This is a genomic window from Caulobacter radicis, assembly GCF_003094615.1.
In the GTDB taxonomy this organism is placed as follows: Bacteria; Pseudomonadota; Alphaproteobacteria; order Caulobacterales; family Caulobacteraceae; genus Caulobacter; species Caulobacter radicis.
The window spans coordinates 1-19,197 of record NZ_QDKO01000046.1 but is presented as its reverse complement, the minus strand read 5'-3'; the positions used below and the strand labels follow the sequence as shown (position 1 = coordinate 19,197).

At 71.9% G+C, this 19,197-nt stretch carries 8 protein-coding genes; 5 read left to right on the top strand and 3 right to left on the bottom strand.

All coding sequences use genetic code 11. From position 1 onward, the window contains the following. The first annotated feature begins 29 nt into the window (after positions 1-29). Both DDF62_RS25815 and DDF62_RS25290 read left to right on the top strand, forming a co-directional pair. Entirely contained in the window at positions 30-10,154 is a 10,125-nt protein-coding gene (locus DDF62_RS25815) for an autotransporter outer membrane beta-barrel domain-containing protein (RefSeq protein ID WP_208866939.1), read from the top strand. Positions 10,155-10,313: 159 nt separating this feature from the next. Beyond that, complete coding sequence (locus DDF62_RS25290) at positions 10,314-11,006, top strand: DedA family protein (protein WP_116491689.1); 693 nt, start codon at positions 10,314-10,316, stop codon at positions 11,004-11,006. Positions 11,007-11,013: 7 nt separating this feature from the next. Here DDF62_RS25290 and DDF62_RS25285 read toward each other — a convergent pair whose 3' ends face one another. Further along, a complete protein-coding gene (locus DDF62_RS25285; protein ID WP_116491688.1) occupies positions 11,014-11,226 on the bottom strand; it encodes a DUF2188 domain-containing protein in 213 nt (70 codons plus the stop codon). A 186-nt stretch (positions 11,227-11,412) separates the two neighbouring features. On the opposite strand from DDF62_RS25285, the gene DDF62_RS25280 reads away from it, so the two are divergent. Continuing rightward, the gene (locus DDF62_RS25280; protein WP_116491687.1) at positions 11,413-13,824 is read left to right on the top strand and encodes a glycoside hydrolase family 2 TIM barrel-domain containing protein; all 2,412 of its coding nucleotides are present in this window, start codon (positions 11,413-11,415) and stop codon (positions 13,822-13,824) included. 162 nt (positions 13,825-13,986) lie between these two features. On the opposite strand, the gene DDF62_RS25275 is transcribed toward DDF62_RS25280, so the two are convergent. Then, positions 13,987-15,138: an aldose epimerase family protein gene (locus tag DDF62_RS25275; protein ID WP_116491686.1), complete on the bottom strand. Its 1,152-nt coding sequence runs from the start codon at positions 15,136-15,138 to the stop codon at positions 13,987-13,989. A gap of 129 nt (positions 15,139-15,267) precedes the next feature. Here DDF62_RS25275 and DDF62_RS25270 point away from each other — a divergent pair, with 129 nt between their 5' ends. Further along, positions 15,268-16,596, top strand: a complete 1,329-nt coding sequence (locus DDF62_RS25270; RefSeq protein WP_116491685.1) for a sugar MFS transporter — start codon at positions 15,268-15,270, stop codon at positions 16,594-16,596. Between the two features lie 232 nt (positions 16,597-16,828). Here DDF62_RS25270 and araD1 read toward each other — a convergent pair whose 3' ends face one another. Then, positions 16,829-17,827, bottom strand: coding sequence for an AraD1 family protein (araD1, locus tag DDF62_RS25265; protein ID WP_116491684.1), 999 nt, complete (start codon positions 17,825-17,827; stop codon positions 16,829-16,831). A gap of 282 nt (positions 17,828-18,109) precedes the next feature. On the opposite strand from araD1, the gene DDF62_RS25260 reads away from it, so the two are divergent. Then, positions 18,110-18,874: a FadR/GntR family transcriptional regulator gene (locus DDF62_RS25260; protein ID WP_116491683.1), complete on the top strand. Its 765-nt coding sequence runs from the start codon at positions 18,110-18,112 to the stop codon at positions 18,872-18,874. Positions 18,875-19,197: the final 323 nt, after the last annotated feature.

Genomic DNA, 19,197 nt, shown 5'->3' with positions numbered 1-19,197 from the left:
CCCAGCTGCTGCAGCGCATCGGCGGCGTCGTGGCCCTGGGCGGCACGGCCGGCGGCGGCGGCGCGGGCGGCGCGGTCGCCGTCACCAACGGCGGCGTCGTCGAGACGGCCGGAGACAAGGCGCGCGGCGTCTTCGCCCAGTCGGTGGGCGGCGGCGGCGGCTCGGGCGGCGACGGCGGCGGCCTCGTCACCATCGGCGGCAAGGGCGGCGCGGCCAGCACCGGCGGCGCGGTCACCGTCAGCAACACCGGCGCGATCACCACCAAGGGCGACCTTTCCAGCGCCATCCAGGCCCAGAGCGTGGGTGGCGGCGGCGGCGACGGCGGCAGCACGGGCGGCGTCTTCCTGACTATCGGCGGCGGCGGCAATACCGGCGGCGGCTCGGGCGTCGTCACCGTCAAGCACGCGGGCGACATCTTCACCGGCGGCGCCGATTCCCACGGCATCTTCGCCCAGAGCGTCGGCGGGGGCGGCGGCAGCGGCGGCTCCAGCGTCTCGATCAGCGCCTTCGCGGGCGTCGCCATCGGCGGCGACGGCTCGCTGGGCGGCGAGGGCGGCGCGGTCGATATCGACCTTTCCAAGAGCGCGGTCACGAGCGGCGGCTCCACCAGCCTCGTCGATCCGCTGATCGTCACCGGCGGCGATCGCGCGCGCGGGATCTTCGCCCAGAGCGTGGGCGGCGGCGGCGGCTCGGGCGGCTTCGCGGCCCAGGTCTCGGCCGGCTACGGCGTCGGGGCCAGCGCGGCCGTGGGCGGTCGCGGCGGGGCCGGCGGCAAGGGCGGCGTGGTCGACATCGACGGCGACGTCCTGATCCTGACCAAGGGCGACTATTCCGAAGGCCTGTTCGCCCAGTCGGTGGGCGGCGGCGGCGGCTCGGGCGGCTTTGCGCTCTCGTTCGCCTTCGCGGCCGGCGAGACGGCGGCGGCCGCCTTCTCGGTGGCCCTGGGCGGCAAGGGCGGCGACGGCGGCGAAGGCGGCCTGGTCGACATCAAGTCCGGCGGCGCGATCCTCACGGAAGGCAAGTTCTCGACCGGCCTCGTCGCCCAGAGCGTGGGCGGCGGCGGCGGCAACGGCGGCTACACCGTCAGCTTCGCGGGCGCGGGGGCCGGCGCGGCTTCGGCCTCGGCGGCCGTGGGCGTCGGCGGCAGCGGCGGCAAGGGCGGCAAGGGCGGCGTGGTCGATGTCGACTTCGACGGCGCCATCACCACGGGCGACGACGACGCCATCGGCGCGCTGATCCAGTCGGTCGGCGGCGGCGGCGGCGGCGGCGGCTTCAACGTCTCGGGCGCGATCGCCGTGGCCGGCACGGCCGGCGTCGGCGCTTCGGCCGGGGTCGGCGGCAGCGGCGGCGACGGCGGTATCGGCGACTCCGCCACCGGCCGCATCGGCGGCGACGTCTCCACCAGCGGCAAGCGCTCGACGGCCGTGATCGTGCAGAGCATCGGCGGCGGCGGCGGTTCGGGCGGCTTCAATGTCGCCGGTTCGATCGGCGGCGGCGGCACGGCCGGCGTCGGGGTCTCGGTCGGCGTGGGCGGCTCGGGCGGCAAGGGCGGGAACGCCGGAACCGCCACGGGCACGGTCGAAGGCGACATCCACACCAGGGGCGACCAGTCCGGCGGCCTCTTGGTGCAGAGCGTGGGCGGCGGCGGCGGCTCGGGCGGCTTCAACGTCTCGGGCGCCATCGGCGTGGGCCAGACGGCCGGGGCGGGGATCTCGGTCGGCGTCGGCGGCGCTGGCGGCGGCGGCGGCGACGGCATGCTGGTCGTCGGCAGGATGATCGGCGACACCCTGACCGAGGGCGCGGACGCCGACGGCGTGGTCGCCCAGAGCATCGGTGGCGGCGGCGGCAGCGGCGGCTTCAACGTCGCCGGCTCGATCGGCGGCGCGGCCACGGCGGCCGGCGGCATCAGCGTCGGGGTCGGCGGCAGCGGCGGCGACGGCGGCAAGGGCGGCGAGGTCCGCCTCGACGTCACCGGAACCACGGCCACCAAGGGCGGGCACAGCGACGCCATCATCGCCCAGAGCGTGGGCGGCGGCGGCGGCTCGGGCGGCTTCTCGGTCGCGGCGGGCATCGGCGTGTCGGCCAACGGCGCCGGCACGGTCAGCGTCGCCGTCGGCGGTTCGGGCGGCAAGGGCGGCGACGCCGACAAGGTCACTCTCAAGGTCAATGACGGCGCGGCCGATCCGCTGGGCGACCTGATCGCGGCGGTGACGCAGGGCGAGGGCGCGCGCGCCATCGTCGCCCAGTCGGTGGGCGGCGGCGGCGGCGCGGGCGGCTTCACCATCGCGGGCGGCTTCTCCGCGGCCAAGAACGGCGCGGGCAATATCGGGGTCGGGGTCGGCGGTGGCGGCGGCGACGGCGGCGACGGCAAGGCCGTCACCGGCAGGATCACCGGCGACGTCGGGACGAAGGGCGCGGACGCCTCGGGCGTGCTGGTGCAGAGCGTGGGCGGCGGCGGCGGCAGCGGCGGCTTCAACGTCACCGGCGGCATCGCGGCCTCCAAGACCGTGGCCGGCAACATCCTGGTCGGCGTGGGCGGCTTCGGCGGCAAGGGCGGCGAGGCGGGCAGGGTCGACGGCGGCGTCACCGGCGACATCGTGACCGAGGGCGATCGCGCCTTCGGGGTCAGCTATCAGAGCCTGGGCGGCGGCGGCGGCGCGGGCGCCTTCAACATCACCGGCGGGATCAGCCTGGCCGCCAGCGGCGGCGGGACCGGCACGCTGGGCGTCGGGGTCGGCGGCTTCGGCGGCGACGGCGGCAAGGCCGGCGCGGTCGACGCCTTCCTGACGGGCGACATCTGGACCAAGGGCGACGACGCCCACGGCGCCCTGCTGCAGAGCGTGGGCGGCGGCGGCGGTTCGGGCGGCTTCAACGTCACGGGCCTGGTCAGCGCCTCGCAGGGCGCCAACGGCGCCGTCGGCTTCGGCCTGGGCGGCTTCGGCGGCGGCGGCGGCGACGCCGACATCGTCAAGGGCGTGCTCACCGGCGACGTCACCACGCAGGGCAACGGCGCGTTCGGCGCCATGTTGCAGAGCCTGGGCGGCGGCGGCGGCAATGGCGGAATCAATGTCAGCGGCTCGGTCGCCCTGTCGGCCAGCAACAACGCGGCCGTGGCCATCGGCCTGGGCGTCGGCGGTTTCGGCGGCGGCGGCGGCGACGCCAAGGACGTGACCGGAACCGTGACCGGCCGCTACCAGACCTCGGGCGACGAGGCCGACGGCGTCGTGGCCCAGTCGATCGGCGGCGGCGGCGGTTCGGGCGGCCTCAACGTCTCGGGCGCGGTCGCGGTCAGCGCCGGCACGGCCGGGACGGGCTCGGTCGGCATCGGCGGCTTCGGCGGTTCGGGCGGCGACTCCGGCGCCGTGACCCTGACCCGCGTCGGCGACACCCTCACCGACGGCGCCAATTCCGACGGTATCATCGCCCAGAGCGTCGCCGGCGGCGGCGGCCAGGGCGGGATCAATGTCGCCGGCGGTCTGTCGGCGACCACCAAGGGATCGGCCGGCAGCTTCGGCTTCGGCCTGGGCGGGTTCGGCGGCGACGGCGGCGATGCGGGCGACGTGAAGGCCAGCGTCACCGGCAACGTCTGGGCCCAGGGCCTGGAATCCGACGTCACCACGCCTGAGCAGGTGGTCAAGATCCCGCTGCTGGGCTCGGAGTTCGAGTTCACCATTCCCGCCGACCGCACGCGCCTCAACGGCTCCAACGGCGTGATGGCCCAGAGCGTGGGCGGCGGCGGCGGTTCGGGCGGTCTCAACGTCACCGGCCAGCTGTCGCTGACTAAGCCCGGCGGCTCCTCGATCAGCCGAGCCATCTCGCTGGGCGTCGGCGGTTTCGGCGGGGCGGGCGGCGACGCCGGCGCGGTCGACCTGACCATCGCCGGCCCCAGCGCCGACTATGTGCAGGTCACCGCCGTCGGCGACGACCGCTACGCGGCGGTCGCCCAGTCGATCGGCGGCGGCGGCGGCGCGGGCGGGATCAATGTCTCGGGCGGCATCGCCATGGACGGCCAGCTCACCGCCGGTGTCGGCGGCTTCGGCGGCGCCGGCGGCAAGGGCAAGGATGTCGAGGCCGACGTCACCGCCAACCTGTTCGCGGCCGGCGATCGCTCGCGCGGCCTGATGGTCCAGTCGATCGGCGGCGGCGGCGGGGCAGGCGGCATCAACATCTCCGGCGGCGTCAGCGCCGACACGTCCGGCGCCGAACCCTCGATCGCCTTCGGCATCGGCGGCTTCGGCGGCGCGGGCAACATCAGCGGCGACGTCACCGTCGCCCAGGACGGCCAGGTCTGGGTCGAGGGTGTCGAGGCCATCGGCGTCCTGGTGCAGAGCGTCGCCGGCGGCGGCGGCTCGGGCGGCCTCAACGTCGCGGCCGACGTCAACATGGGCAAGTCGACCTCGTCCTCGAACGGCTTCGCCATCGCCGCCGGGGTCGGCGGCACGGGCGGGACCGGCGCGGACGCCGGCGACGTCTCGCTGACCAGCCTCGGCGACGTCATCGTCAACGGCCAGCTGAAGGCCAATCCGGCGGCTGGCGAGGACACCCTCGAGGCCGTCGCGTTCACCGGCGGCGCCAGGGGGATCCTGGTGCAGTCGATCGGCGGCGGCGGCGGCGTGGGCGGGATCAACGTCACGGGCGCCATCGCGCCCTCGGGCAATCCGGTGGCGCTGGGCGTCGGCGGCTCGGGCGGTTCGGGCGGCGACGCCGGAACCGTCACGGTCAAGCGCGGCTACGCCGACGACGGCGCGGTGCAGGCGCGCCTGATCCGCACCTTCGGCGACAACTCCGCCGGCCTCGTCGCCCAGAGCGTGGGCGGCGGCGGCGGCTCGGCCGGGATGAACTTCACCATCGCCGCCACCGTGGCCAACAAGACCGACAATCCGGTCGCGGCCATCATCAGCGTCGGCGGTTCCGGGGCGGGCGCGGGTTCGGGCAAGGCGGTCGACGTCGATCATGCCGGCGCCATCGTCACCGACGGCGACCGCAGCGACGGCCTGCTGGCCCAGAGCGTCGGCGGCGGCGGCGGCGACGCGGCCTTCAACATCGGCGCGGGCGTGCTCAAGGGCGCCAACGCGCTGAACCTGGCGGTCGGCGGCGCAACGGGCGCGGCCGGCGACGGCGGCGACGTCACGGTCGACCACCTGGGGACCATCGTCACCAAGGGCGAGGGCTCGGTCGGCCTGCGGGCGCAGTCGATCGGCGGCGGCGGCGGCAACACCGCCCTCAGCATGGCCATGGGAGCGCTGAACAAGAACGCGCTCAGCATCAGCATCGGCCGCGAGGGCGGATCGGGCGGGACGGGCGGCGACGTCCGCGTCTCGTCCGACGGGACCATCGACACCACCGGCGCGGAGGCCTCGGCCATCTTCGCCCAGAGCATCGGCGGCGGCGGCGGCGCTTCCAGCACCACCACCATCGCGGCCAACGGCACGCGCGGCCAGGGACCCCAGGCGGAGTCCTACAGCGGTTCGCTCAGCATTGGCCTCGACGGCGGCCTGGGCGCCGAGGGCGGCGACGTCGTGGTCGGCGCCAAGGGCGCCCTGACCACCCGCGGCGACGACGCGCGCGGGATCTTCGCCCAGAGCATCGGCGGCGGCGGCGGGGCCGGCGGCTCGGCGGCCACCACCATCGTCCGCGCCGCGGGCGCGGCCGGCGTCGCGGTCGGCGGCGAGGGCGGCGTCGGCGCGCTCTCGGGCAAGGTCGAGGTCGACAACGCCGCGACCATCGTCACCGAAGGCGCGCGTTCCGACGGCGTGCTGGCCCAGAGCATCGGCGGCGGCGGCGGGCTGGGCGGCATGGCCCGCACCCTCCAGATCCAGCTCGGCGGCGCGCCGGCCGACACCACCACCCGCACGGCGACGGTCAGCGTCGGCGGCAAGGGCGGCTCGGGCGCCGTCGGCGGCCTGGTCGACGTGGCCAACAGCGGGCTGATCTACACCAAGGGCGACGACGCGTTCGGCGTTCGCGCCCAGTCGATCGGCGGCGGCGGCGGAGTCGGCGGCGCGGTGCTGAACCTCCGCGCCCAGGGCGCCAACGGCAACGACTCCTTCGACCTCAACATCGGCGGCTCGGGCGGAACCGGCGGGGCCGGCGGTGCGGTCGAGGTGCTCAACACCGGACTGATCGTCACCGAGGGGCGCGGCGCGGCGGGCGTCTCGGCCAACAGCATCGGCGGCGGCGGCGGCGACGGCGGCATCGTGGTCGAGGCGGTCGCCGGCGCGACCGGCGGCGACAAGCAGAGCCACCGCTTCGTGATGAACATCGGCGGTTCCGGCGGCGACGGCGGCACGGGCGGCGACGTCACGGTCACCAACCGCGCCGTGGCCGGCGTCAAGGACAGCGGCGCGATCTCCACCTCAGGCGAGCGCGCTTACGGGATCTTCGCCCAGAGCCTGGGCGGCGGCGGCGGCAACGGCTCGTCCATCCTGTCGCTGACGGCGCTCAAGAGCGGCGAGAACAGCGCCTCGGTCGGCCTCAACATCGGCGGCGTCGGCGGAACCGGCAACACCGCCGGCAAGGTCGTGGTCGACAACGCCGGCCTGATTCAGACCACCGGCGCGGACGCTTATGGCGTGCTGGCCCAGTCGATCGGCGGCGGCGGCGGCAACGGCGGCATGGTCATCGCCGCCAACCTCCTGATCGGCGCGCTCTCCAACGCCCCGCTGGTCTCGCTGGGCGGGATCGGCGGCGACGGCGGAGACGGCGGCGAGGTCATCGTCACTAACAGCGGCCGCATCCTGACCACCGGCGCCCGCGCCCACGGGATCGTGGCCCAGTCGATCGGCGGCGGCGGCGGCGACGCCCAGATGGGCTTCAGCCTGACCGGCGAGGCCAAGAGCCTGATCCTGTCCAACGCCCTGGCCGCCACGGTCGGGGCCATCGGCGGCGGCTCGGGCGGGCAGGGCGGGGCGGTCACCGTCAACCACTCGGGCGACATCACCGTGCTCGGCGACGGCGCCATGGCCATCAAGGCCGAGAGCATCAACGGCGGCGGCGGCACGCTCGGCCTAGACTTCTCGGGGATCACGGGCCTGCCGGGCCAGCCCTACATCAAGACCGACGGCTCCACCGGCCGCGTCGACCCGATGGTCGTCGCCAAGGCGGGCGCCGAGAACGTCTCCGGCGCGGCCGGCGGCCTCGTCACCGTCAAGACCACCGGCACGTTCGGCGCGGCCGGCAAGAACGGCGTGGCCTCGTTCGCCCAGTCGATCGGCGGCGGCGGCGGCGCGATCGATCTCAAGCTGCTGCTCTCGGGCCAGCTCGACGAGGTCAGTGCCGACGCTCCCGTGGCCACCAAGGTCCAGCTGGCGCTCGGCGGTTCGGGCGGCCAGGACGTCGGCGGCGGCGTGATCGCCAGCGAGCATGCCGGTCAGATCGTCACGACCGGCGTCAATACCGCCGGCGTGCTGGCCCAGTCGGTCGGCGGCGGCGGCGGCCGCGCCAGCGGCGACGTCACGGTTCCGGCCGGCGCCCTGCTGGGAACCACGACCCTGACGCTGGGCGGCGCGAACCAGACCGGCGCGGCCGGCGGCGGCGTCTCCCGCATCCAGGGCGGCGCGGTCACCACCACGGCGGCCAGCGCCTCGGGCGCGATCCTGCAGTCGATCGGCGGCGGCGGCGGTTCGGCGGGCCTGAACCTGTCGGGCGCGGGCTCGACAGGCGTGACCGTGGCCGCCTCGCTCGGCGCGCAAGGCGGTACGGGCCTGGCCGGCGGCCAGGTCACCGGCGCCTTCACTGGCGGCGTCACCACCCTGGGCGATCACGCCCTGGGCCTTGTCGCCCAGTCGATCGGCGCGGGCGGCGGCGAGGTGCATGTCGCCGGCTCGCCCAAGCTTTCGGTCACCCTCGGCGGGACCGGCGGCGCGGCCGGCGACGGCGGCGACGTCATCCTGACCAACAGCGGCGCGATCCAGACGGCCGGGGCCGGCGCCCACGCCGTCTTCCTGCAGTCGGTCGGCGGCGGCGGCGGCGCGGCCTTCGGCGGCTCGTCGGCCTCGACCGTGGCGCTCAACGCCGGCGGCGTCGGCGACGGCGGCCATGTCGACTTCCGCCAGACCGGCGACATCGTCGCGACCGGCGCCGGCGCCTATGGCGTCGTCGTCCAGAGCCTGGGCGGCGGCGGCGGCTGGGTCGACGGCAAGTTCGCCGGCGCGGCCGGCGGCGCAGGGCAGGGCAGGGCGATCGACCTGGTGCTTGCCGGCCAGGTCTATGCGGGCGGAACCGACTCCACCGCTGTCTTCGCCCAGAGCCTGGGCGCGGACGGGGCGGGGAACATCGCCGTGCGCACCACCGGCTCGGTGCGCGGCGGCTCGGGAACCGGCGCGGGCGTCCAGATCAGCGGCGGCGCGGCCAACGGCCTGGCCAACACCGGCCTGATCTCGGCCGTCTCGGGCAAGGCCATCGTCTCGGGCCAGGGCGACGAGCGGGTCGACAACCGCGGCGTCGTCATCGGCGACATCGACCTGGGCGCGGGGACCAACGCCTTCGACAACCAGTCCGGCGGGGCCTTCATGGCCTTCAGGACCATCGACCTGCGCGATCCGGCCGGAACCGGTCCGCTGTCGACGTCGGGCGGCGGGATCTCGACCCTCGGCGTCTCGGCCCAGGCCGTGCCCAACGGGGCTGCGACCTTCACCAACAGCGGCGACTTCCTGATGGGCCTGTCGGCCTCGCGCGTGCCGATCGACCTGGCCGGCGGCGCGACCTTCGCCAATCTCGACGGCGCCAGCGACCCCAGAACCAACGCCTATTACGGCGCGCGGGTGATCAACACCGTCGCCCTCGACGGCCACTTCGTGCAGACGGCGACCGGCCGCTCGGTGTTCGACGTGGCCTTCGGGCCGTACGCCTCCGACCGTGTCGACGTCACCGGTGACGTTTCCCTGGCCGGAACCGGCGACGTCACCCTGACCTGGCTGCAGGACGCCAAGCCCGTGACCCTGTTCTCGGCGGGCGGCTCGGTGAGCGACAACGGCTTCAAGGTCACCGACACCCTGGCCATGGACTATCGCGTCCAGACCAGCGGCGGCGCGGTGCAGCTGGCCTTCGACACCCACTTCGACCAGGGCTTCCTGGCCCTGAACGAGCGGGCGCTGGGCAAGCACATGAACTCGGCGATCAAGGTCGGCGACAGCGGCGGCATCGGCCGCCTGATGGCCCTGATCGGCAACCTGCAGGTCGGCCAGGAAGCTGCTTACAAGGCGATCTTCGCCAACCTGAACCCCGAGCCGCACCTGGCCCCGCTGCGCAGCCAGCTGGCGTCCGCCAACGGCTTCTCGCAACAGCTGTTCGGGTGCGCCAACCCGACCCTTCAGGTCGACGGCAAGTGCAGCTGGGCGGTGATCGAGCGGGCCACGGCCGACGGCGAGCGCGACGCCGACACCCTGGCCGTCAAGGCCGAGGGCGGACGCCTGCGCGGCGGCTTCGAGCAGTCGCTGGACGGCGGCTGGTCGTTCGCCACCGCCGTGGGCTACGAGCGCCTCGACCGGGTCATGGTCGACGGCGGCCGCTCCTGGTCTCAGGGCCAGGGCTTCAGCGCCGGGGCGGGCTTCAAGCGCCGGTCGGGCGGGGCCGAGATGGCCTTCTCGCTGTCGGGCGGCTGGCAATGGATGGAGACCGCGCGCCTCGTCGACGTCTTCACCATCGGCCGGGCCGAGTCCGATCCGGAAAGCGGCTATGTCCGCGCCGACGCCCGCTTCGCCTACGTCATGGAGAACGGCCGCCTGTTCGTGCGTCCGGCGCTCAATGTCTGGGGCACGGGCCTGCACCAGCGCCGCTTCGAGGAGCGCGGGCTGGACGGCCTGGGCGCGCGGGGGCTTTCCGACACCCAGTGGATCGGCACGGCCAATCCCGAGCTGACCCTGGGCTTCGTCATGAAGGAGACGGCGCGCAGCCAGGCGGCGGTGTCGTTCACCGTCGGCGGCCTGTTCAACTCGACCGACAAGATCCAGATGCCGTTCCAGCTGATGGGCGCCAACGCCTCGTCCGATCCGGCTCAGATCCGCACGGCGCTCGACAAGTCGGGCTGGCGCGCGGGCGTCGACCTCCATGTGATCGGTGACGACCGTGTCTCGGTGAAGTTCAACTACACCACCGAGTTCGGCGATCGTACCAGCAACCAGGCCGCCGGCCTGAACCTGCGGGTGAGGTTCTAGGGAAGGACTTCGGGACGGCGCCGTTTCGGCACGGCTCGTCCCGAAGTTGTCCCCAAAGGTGCGACATCCGGGGCACAGTCGGGTTTAATTGACGCAACGGCGCGCAACGCTCTGGCGGCGAAGCGGCTTGATCTCCATGTGGGGGCTCGAAGGACCCCCATGGACAACTTGCTTCAATCCGTCGCCGCTTTCGTCACCGAGCACCAGAGCTGGGCGGGCTTGATCCTTGGGGCCCTTACCTTCGCCGAATCCCTCGTTCTGATCGGCGCCTTCGTGCCGGCGACCGCCCTGATGCTGCTGGCCGGCACCCTGATCGGCGGCGGTGTGCTCGATCCTTTCGAGGTCCTGGCCTGGTGCACCATCGGTGCGGTGCTGGGTGATGCGGTGTCCTACGCCCTGGGTCGTCGCCTGGGTCCGCGCGTGCTGCGCATCCCGGCTTTCCGCGATCATCGCCGCACCATCGCCCGCACGCGGCTGTTCAACCGCCGCTTCGGCGTCGCCTCGATCTTCATCGGCCGCTTCTTCGGCCCGCTGCGGGCCTTCGTACCGATCATGGCCGGCATTCTTCAGATGAAGTCGTGGACCTTCCAGACCGCCAACGTGCTGTCGGCCGTGGTCTGGATCGCCAGCCTGCTGGCGCCCGGCTATCTGGCCGCCCGCAGCCTTTCGGGCGTCAGCCTCGAACTGGGCCTGGCCATCGCCGCCGGCGTCGCCGTGACCGTGCTCGGCGTCTTCGTGGGTCTGCGCTTCGCCGCCTCGCGCCGCAGCGTCGCCGCCGCCAAGGCCAAGGCCGCATCGGCTTCGACCGAAAGCGCCGCGCCGATCGTCGAGCTGAAGCCCAAGCGCGCCTGAGGCGTCCTCAGGCCGCCGCGCCCTGGGCCACCCAGCGGCCGACCAGGCGGCCGCCGCGATCGTGGATCCGCACCTCCACCGGTTCCGAAGCATCCGCCGCCAGCTTGCGCGCGCGGCGTTCGGCCTCGCCGCCGCCGGCGAAATGCAGCACCTCGCCGGTGGCGTGGACCCGCACGCACCAGCCGCCTTCGCACGGGACGACATCGACGACCCCTGGCATGTCGTACCCCTTCGTACGCTGAACTCGCGCTGCCAAACGCCGCCCTCGGCAAAGGGTTCACCGCCTCGTTCACCCTCTTTGAGACGAAGTGTTTCAGGGGGCTGGCGTTTTGTCTGAGTTTTCATAAAATGACACAAAATATCAAAATGTGGGATTAGCGTTTCGGCGCGTCCCAGGGAGAAAACGATGGCTCATTCCCTGACGCGCGGCGTCTCGCGCCTGGCCCTGGCGGCCGTTCTCGGCCTCTGCGCCCTGCCGGCCTTCGCCGCCGACCGGGCGACGACGCCGCTTGCCGAGGGATGGACCTTCTTCCAGGGCGACCCCGAGGGCGCCGAGACGGCAGCCTTCGACGACAGTGGCTGGGCCAAGGTCTCGGTGCCGCACGACTGGGCCATTGCCGGGCCGTTCGACATCAAGGCGCGGGCCGGCGGGGCGGGCGGCTTCCTGCCCACGGGCATCGGCTGGTACCGCAAGACGCTCGACGTCAAGCCGCCCGCGCCGGGCCGCCGGGTCTATGTCGAGCTCGACGGGGTGATGGAGCGCAGCGGCGTCTGGATCAACGGCCATCACCTGGGCCATCGCCCCAGCGGCTACGTGGCCCTGCGCTACGACATCACCGACTTCATCAAGGCCGATGGCCGCAACGTCCTAGCCGTCCGCGCCGACACCGAGCACGCCCCGTCATCGCGCTGGTACGCGGGCTCGGGCGTCTACGGCAAGGTCCGCCTGATCGAGAGCGCCGCCCAGCACGTCGAGCAGGGCGGGGCCTTCGTCAGCGTCACGAAGATCGCGGAGGGCAAGGCCACGGCCGACATCGCCGTCGATATCGTCAACGACGCCAACGCGGCGGCCAAGGCTGGCCTGGAGGTCGTGCTGCGCGATCCGGCCGGCAAGGAGGTCGCCCGCGGCGCCGTGCCCGCCGTGGCCATCGATCCGGCCCGCACCGAGACGCTCAAGCTGTCGCTCGACATCGCCGCGCCCAAGCGCTGGGACCTGGAGACGCCCAACCTCTACCGCGCCGAGATCCGCGTGGTGGGCGAGGGCGGGGCGGGCCTCGACGCCGAGACGGTGCCTTTCGGCGTGCGCGAGGCCGCCTTCAAGGCCGACAGCGGCTTTTGGCTGAACGGCAGGAACATCAAGCTCAAGGGCGTGGCCCTGCACATGGACGGCGGCGCGGTCGGCGCGGCCGTGCCGATGGACGTCTGGCGCCAGCGCCTGGCGGCGCTGAAGGCCCAGGGCGTCAACGCCATCCGCACCGCCCACAAACCGCCGTCGCCCGGGTTCCTCGATCTCTGCGACCAGATGGGCTTCGTGGTCATGGACGAGCTGTTCGACCAGTGGAACGTCTCCAAGACGCCCGGCGACTACCACCTGTTCTTCAGCGACTGGCACAAGCGCGACGCCCGCGACATGGTCCGCCGCGACCGCAACCACCCCAGCATCGTCATCTGGAGCGCCGGCAACGAGATCCACGACACCGCCTATCCGGTCCAGGCCAAGGCGGCGCTGACCAGCCTGCTGAACGTCATGCACGCCACCGATCCGACCCGGCCGGTGACCATGGGCCTGTTCCGTCCCAACGTGACCGGAGACTACCAGAACGGTTTCGCCGACATGCTCGACGTGGTCGGCCAGAACTACCGCGAGAACGAGCTGATCGCCGCGCACAAGCAGAACCCGGCCCGGATCATCGTCGGCACAGAGAACAGCAAGACCCGCTCCTCGTGGGTCGCCGTGCGCGACTACCCGGCCTATGCCGGCATGTTCCTGTGGACCGGCATCGACTATCTGGGCGAGGCCGACCGCAGCGGCTGGCCCAATATCGACAACCCGGCCGGCATCGTCGACCGCACCGGCGCGCTGAAGATCATCGGCATGCAGCGGGCCTCGTGGTGGGCCGAGAAGCCTGTTCTGCACGTCGTGCGCAACGCCCTTCCGGCCGCGCCGCCGCCGTCGTCGGACGGGGCCGGCCCCGCGCCGGCCCTGCCGACCATGGTCGCTGTCGCCACCCCGCCGCCGAAGGTCGCGATCTTCGACGACTGGACCCCGCAGGACCTGTCGCCGCACGAGGAGACCATCGAGGTCTATTCCAACTGCGCCAGCGTCGATGTTTCGCTGAACGGCCGCTGGCTGGGCGCCAAGCCGCTGCCGGCCGACGCCTCGCCGCGCCAGTGGACCGTCACCTTCGCCCCGGGCGAGGTGAAGGCCGCCTGCCGTGATCCGGGCGTCAAGCTCGAGGACGTGCTGCGCACCGCCGGCAAGCCGGCCCGCATCGAACTGACCGCCGAGACCGACAAGGTGGGAACGGGCTTCGACGACCTGGCCTTCGTCCGCGCCCGGGTGGTCGACGCCAAGGGCGTGGTCGTGCCCTCGGCGAGCGACGCCATCACCTTCCAGGTCTCGGGCGCGGGGGCCTTCGTGGCCGCCGACAACGCCGCCCCCACCGACCACACCGCTTTCGCCTCGCCGACCCGCAAGGCCTGGCAGGGCAAGGCCGTGGCGCTGGTGCGCGGGGCGGGCGAGGGCGCTTCTTTGACGCTCACGGCCACGGCGCCGGGCCTTGCGGCGGCCAAGGTGTCGCTCAAGACGGTTCGGTGAACATGTTCTGCGACAAAGCGTCACTTTTCTCAGGAAGGGGCTTGAAAACCCAGCTGGTAGCGCTAACTACAGCCTCGTGAGGCGCGAGCGCCTCTGCCCTTCCTGGGCGTTTCCTCCCTAATGAACTAAGCCCGGCGGGTAACCGCCGGGCTTCTTTTTTGCTCATTTTTCCGTGGTGACCCGGAAGACCATCTGGTTCCTGTAGGTCTGGCCCGGATCCAGCCGCACCGGCGCGAACTGCGGCTTGTTGGGCGCGTCGGGGAAGTGCTGCGGCTCCAGCGCGATGCCGTCGCCCTGGCGATAGATCTTGCCGCTCTTGCCGATCGTCGTGCCGTCGATGAAGTTGCCGGCATAGAACTGGATGCCCGGCTGCTCGGTCAGGATTTCCAGCACCCGGCCGCTCTTGGGATCGGCCAGCCTGGCCCCCAGACGCAAAGCGCCGCCCGACTTGCCCGTCAGCACGTAGTTGTGGTCGTAGCCGCGCCCGGCGACGATCTGCGGATCGCTGGCGTCGCGGATCTGGTCGCCCACGGCCTTGGGCTTGCGGAAGTCGAACACGGTGCCGGCCACCGGCGTCGTCTCGCCGGTCGGGATCAGCTCGCCGTCGACGGGGCTATAGCCGTCGGCGGGGATGGTCAGCACATTGCCCATGGCGCCTTCCGAAGCGCCCTCGCCGGCGACGTTGAACAGCGCGTGGTTGGTGATGTTGACGATGGTCGGCTTGTCGGTCGTCGCGCCGTAGGTCACCGTCAGCTGGTTCTGCTCGTCCAGCGCATAGGTCGCCGTGGCGGTCAGCGTGCCGGGATAGCCTTCCTCGCCGTCAGGGCTGACATGCTTGAAGGTCACCGAGGCGACCGGGCCGGCCTTGGCCTCGACCACCGTCCAGACCACCTTGTCGAAGCCCTTGACGCCGCCGTGCAGGGCGGCGACGCCATTGTTGTTGAGCGCCAGCTGGTAGGTCTTGCCGTCCAGCGTGAAGCGCCCCTTGCCGATGCGGTTGGCGAAGCGGCCCACCGAGCCGCCGAAATAGTTGGCCGCATTCACGTAGTCGGCCGCGTCCTTGTAGCCGAGCACGATGTCGGCCTTCTTGCCGGCGCGGTCGGGAGCGACCAAGGCCTGCAGGGTCGCGCCATAGGTGATGACCGTGGCGCTGACGCCCTTGGCATTCGTCAGGGTTATGGCCTCGACGGCCTGGCCGTCCGGCGTCTGGCCGAAGGATTTGCGGCTGATTTCGGCGCTCTGGGCCGCCAGGGGAGCGGCCGCGGCGGCGGCGAACAGGGCAAGGCTCGGCAGGGCGTGGCGCCAGGTCTTCATCGGGTTTCCTCTCAGGCGGGCCGCTCGCGCTCTCTGTCGGCGTTGACGGCCAATAGGCCGCCATATACTCAGACAAAAAATCGCCGCGCAACGTCAAGACGTCGGCGGCTCCACACGGGAGACCCGGGAATGCCCGCACCGATCACCAGCTCCGCCGGGGAAGGCGGCAGCATCATCGGGGATCCGCGCGCCCAGCGCTCGGCCCTGACGCTGCTGGCCAGCCTCTTCTTCATGTGGGGCTTCATCACGGTCATCAACAACACCCTGCTGCCGCACCTGCGCTCGGTGTTCGACCTCAGCTACACCCAGACCACCCTGATCGAGTCGGTGTGGTTCATCGCCTACTTCTTCGCCTCGATCCCCTCGGCCAAGCTGATCGAGGCCATCGGCTACAAGAAGTCGATGGTCACGGGCCTCCTGATCATGGCGGTCGGCGCGCTGCTGATGATCCCCGCCGCCCGTATCCCGTCCTATGGCGTGGTGCTGACGGCGCTGTTCATCATCGCCTCGGGCATCACCCTGCTGCAGGTCGCCGCCAACCCCTACGTGGCCGTGGTCGGACCGCCGGAGACGGCGTCCTCGCGCCTGAACCTGGTGCAGGCCTTCAACTCGATGGGCACCACCCTGGCCCCGCTGTTCGGCGGCTACCTGATCCTCAGCCGCAGCGCATCGGGCAACGCCGAGGCCGGCAAGGTGCTGACCCAGGCCGAGCGCCTGGCCGACGCCCAGTCGGTGCAACTGCCGTACCTCATCGTCGCCGTCGTGCTGGTGATCCTGGCCGTGGTGATCGGCCGCTACAAGCTGCCGGACCTGGGCGGTTCCAGCCGCCGCGCCGCCGCGCAGGACCGCAAGAAGCACTCGCTGCTCAAGCACCGCAACCTGGTGCTCGGCATCCCGGCCATCTTCATCTACCTGATCGCCGAGATCGGCGTCTCCAACCTGTTCATCAACTTCGTCTCCGATCCCAAGATCGGCAACCTGACCCACGCCCAGGCGTCCAACTACCTGTTCCTGCTGTGGGGCGGCATGATGGTTGGCCGCTTCGTCGGCAGCTTCTGGATGCGCAAGGTCGACCCGGGCAAGGTGCTGGCCATCTTCTCCAGCCTGGCCTTCGTGGTGATGATCATCACCGTCTTCGCCAGCGGCCCGGTGGCCATGTGGAGCCTGATCGCCGTGGGTCTGTTCCACTCGATCATGTTCCCCACCATCTTCACCCTGGGCATCAAGGGCCTGGGCGCCCTGACCGAGGAAGGCTCGGGCCTGCTGGTCATGGCCATCGCCGGCGGCGCGCTGGTGGTGGTGCAGGGCATACTGGCCGACCACTACGGCCTGCAGATCTCGTTCCTGCTCACCGCCGTCTGCGAACTCTACGTGCTGTTCTACGCCCTGTGGGGCAGCAAGACGAGCGTCGAGGAAGAGCCCGTGGCCCTCGAGAGCCAGTCGGCCCCGGCCGAGTGATCGGGGAGGGGAGCGGTCGGCCGCTCCCCGGCCTGTCGCGCAAAAGAGAAGGCCTCGCACCGCAGGGTGCGAGGCCTTCTTGCTTTGCGTGGTCCTCGTCCCCCCGGGTCGCGCCGCTGGCGCGGCCCGCCCGAGGGCAGGCTTCGACAGGCTCAGGATGAGGACCATTGTCGGCGCAGTAGAAAACCTCACCCTGAGCTTGTCGAAGGGCGAGGTTTTCGCATCCCGGAAATCAGAGCGTCTTCACCGTCACGGTCGCCTGCGCCGGCGCCGCGTCCTGGGCCAGCGGGTTGCGCACCGGCAGGCCGAACGGGGCGGCCTCGATCTCGAACACGTCGCCGACCTGCGTCTGGAAGCCTTCCGAGAACGACAGGGTGGCCGTGCCGAAGAAGTGCACGTGCACGTCGCCCGGGCGGCGGAACAGCGCGTACTTGAAGTGGTGGTGCTCCAGGTTGGCGATGGTGTGGGACATGTTGGCCTCGCCCGACAGGAAGGGCTTTTCCCACACGGTCTGCCCGCCGCGCACGATCCGGCTGGCGCCGCGCACGTCGGCCGGCAGTTCGCCGCTCAAGAGTTCCGGGCCCAGCGCCGCCTGGCGCAGCTTCGAGTGGGCCAGCCACAGATAGTTGCCGCGCTCGATCACGTGGTCGGAGAACTCGTTGGCCAGGCAGAAGCCCAGGCGGTGCGGCGTGCCGTCCGGACCGATCAGGTAGACGCCGGCGATCTCGGGCTCCTCGCCGCCGTCCTTGGCGAACGAGGGCGAGGTCAGGGGCTGGCCGGGGCCGACCAGCTGCGTGCCGTCGCCCTTGTAGAACCATTCGGGCTGCACGCCTTCCTGGCCGGCGGCTGGCTTGCCGCCCTCAACGCCCATCAGGAACATCCGCATGGAGTCGGTCAGACTCTCGCCGCTCTGGGCGGCCTTGTGCATCTTGTCGCGGCCCTCGGCCGAGCCCAGGTGGGTCAGGCCGGTGCCGGTCAGGATCAGGTGCGCCGGGTCGACATGATCGATCGGCGCCAGCACCCGGCCCTCCGCCAGGGCGGCGGCGACATCGACGGCCTCGCCCAGCGGCTGGGCGGCGTCGGCCAGGCTGACGCCCTTGTCGATGGCCAGCTGGCCCAGGGCGTACAGGGTGTCGGCGGATCCGACCTTGCGGGCCGCGCCGGTCTCGTCCACCGCCGCCAGGGCGCGGGCGCCGTCGGGCGTCTTCAGTTGAACGAACCGCAGGGACATGGGTGGATCCTCTCGTCTATAATTAGTCAGACAAATAGCGATCGGCACGGGCCTGTCAAACCCGGATCGTCAGGGTTGGCGCGGTCTTCAGCGGGTAGGGCAGGGCGCTCGCCAGAACCGTGTGATCCCTTCTATCGCCTGATTTATCATACTTTTAAGCGCGGCCTGGACGAGGCCTTCCGCCTCGCCGGGCGGTGAATTTCCTTGTCGTCAGACAATTAGTCTCGCTAGAGTCGGCGCGTGAACCGGCGGCGAGGCCGTGCGGTGATTTGTGGAGGCGGCGTGGTCAAGGGCAAGGGTAGCGGCGCGGACGGCGAGTTCGAGCGCGAGGAAGGCTTTTCCGGCCGCATCCACGGGTCGATCGCGCGTACGCTCGGCATCGCCATCGTCTCGGGCCAGTACGCGCCCGGCGACGTGCTCAACAACGAGATCGACGCCAGCGAGAAGCTGCATGTGTCGCGCAGCGCCTATCGCGAAGCCATCCGCATCCTGGCCGCCAAGGGGCTGGTCGAAAGCCGTCCCAAGGCCGGCACCCGCGTCAGCCCGCGCTCGCGCTGGAGCCTGCTGGATCCCGAGGTCCTGGCCTGGTTCTTCGAGGCCGAACCCAGCGAGGAATTCCTGACCAGCCTGCACGAACTGCGGATGATCGTCGAACCCTCGGCCGCCGCCCTGGCCGCCGAGCGTCGCAACGACGAGCAGCTCGAGCGGATGCGCGCCGCCCTGATCCAGATGCAGCAGCACACCCTGGCCACCGAGGCCGGCCGCGCGGCCGACCGCGACTTCCACGACACCGTGCTGGAAGCCACCGACAACGAGCCGCTGCGCACCCTGTCCAGCAGCATCGGGGCTGCCGTGCGCTGGACCACGATCTTCAAGCAGCGCGACCGCGAACTGGCTCGCGACCCGATCCCCGACCACTGGAAGGTCTTCGACGCCATCGCCGCCAGCCGTCCCGACCAGGCCCGCCAGGCCATGGAACGCCTCGTGGGCCTGGCCCAGGACGACACCCGCGCCGCCATCGCCCGCCGCAGCGGCGGAGCGGTCTAAAAGATCCTCCCCCTGTGGGGGAGGCGGCCGAAGGCCGGTGGGGGGAAGTTTTCAGCTTCCGAGACGCCTGTGGTCATCCCCCACCAATACATCCGCCTCCCGCGCCCTCGTGGCGAGACGCTCAAGAGGAACCTCCCCCCGTGGGGGAGGCGGCCGAAGGCCGGTGGGGGGAAGTTTTCAGCTTGCAGGGCGCCGGCCGGTTCCCACCAACACCCCCCACCGATCGCTGCGCGATCGCCTCCCCCACAGGGGGAGGTTCCCTCGCGCACAGTCCATCCCCGCGAAATCCAAAGCAAACCCACACGAAATCAACAGCCTGCACA

Bases quoted from the DNA above. Each gene is read 5' to 3' on its own strand.
- DDF62_RS25280 (WP_116491687.1), top strand. From the start codon at position 11,413: ATGGCTCATTCCCTGACGCGCGGCGTCTCGCGCCTGGCCCTGGCGGCC.
- DDF62_RS25270 (WP_116491685.1), top strand. From the start codon at position 15,268: ATGCCCGCACCGATCACCAGCTCCGCCGGGGAAGGCGGCAGCATCATC.
- DDF62_RS25290 (WP_116491689.1), top strand. From the start codon at position 10,314: ATGGACAACTTGCTTCAATCCGTCGCCGCTTTCGTCACCGAGCACCAG.
- araD1 (WP_116491684.1), bottom strand. From the start codon at position 17,827: ATGTCCCTGCGGTTCGTTCAACTGAAGACGCCCGACGGCGCCCGCGCC.
- DDF62_RS25285 (WP_116491688.1), bottom strand. From the start codon at position 11,226: ATGCCAGGGGTCGTCGATGTCGTCCCGTGCGAAGGCGGCTGGTGCGTG.
- DDF62_RS25275 (WP_116491686.1), bottom strand. From the start codon at position 15,138: ATGAAGACCTGGCGCCACGCCCTGCCGAGCCTTGCCCTGTTCGCCGCC.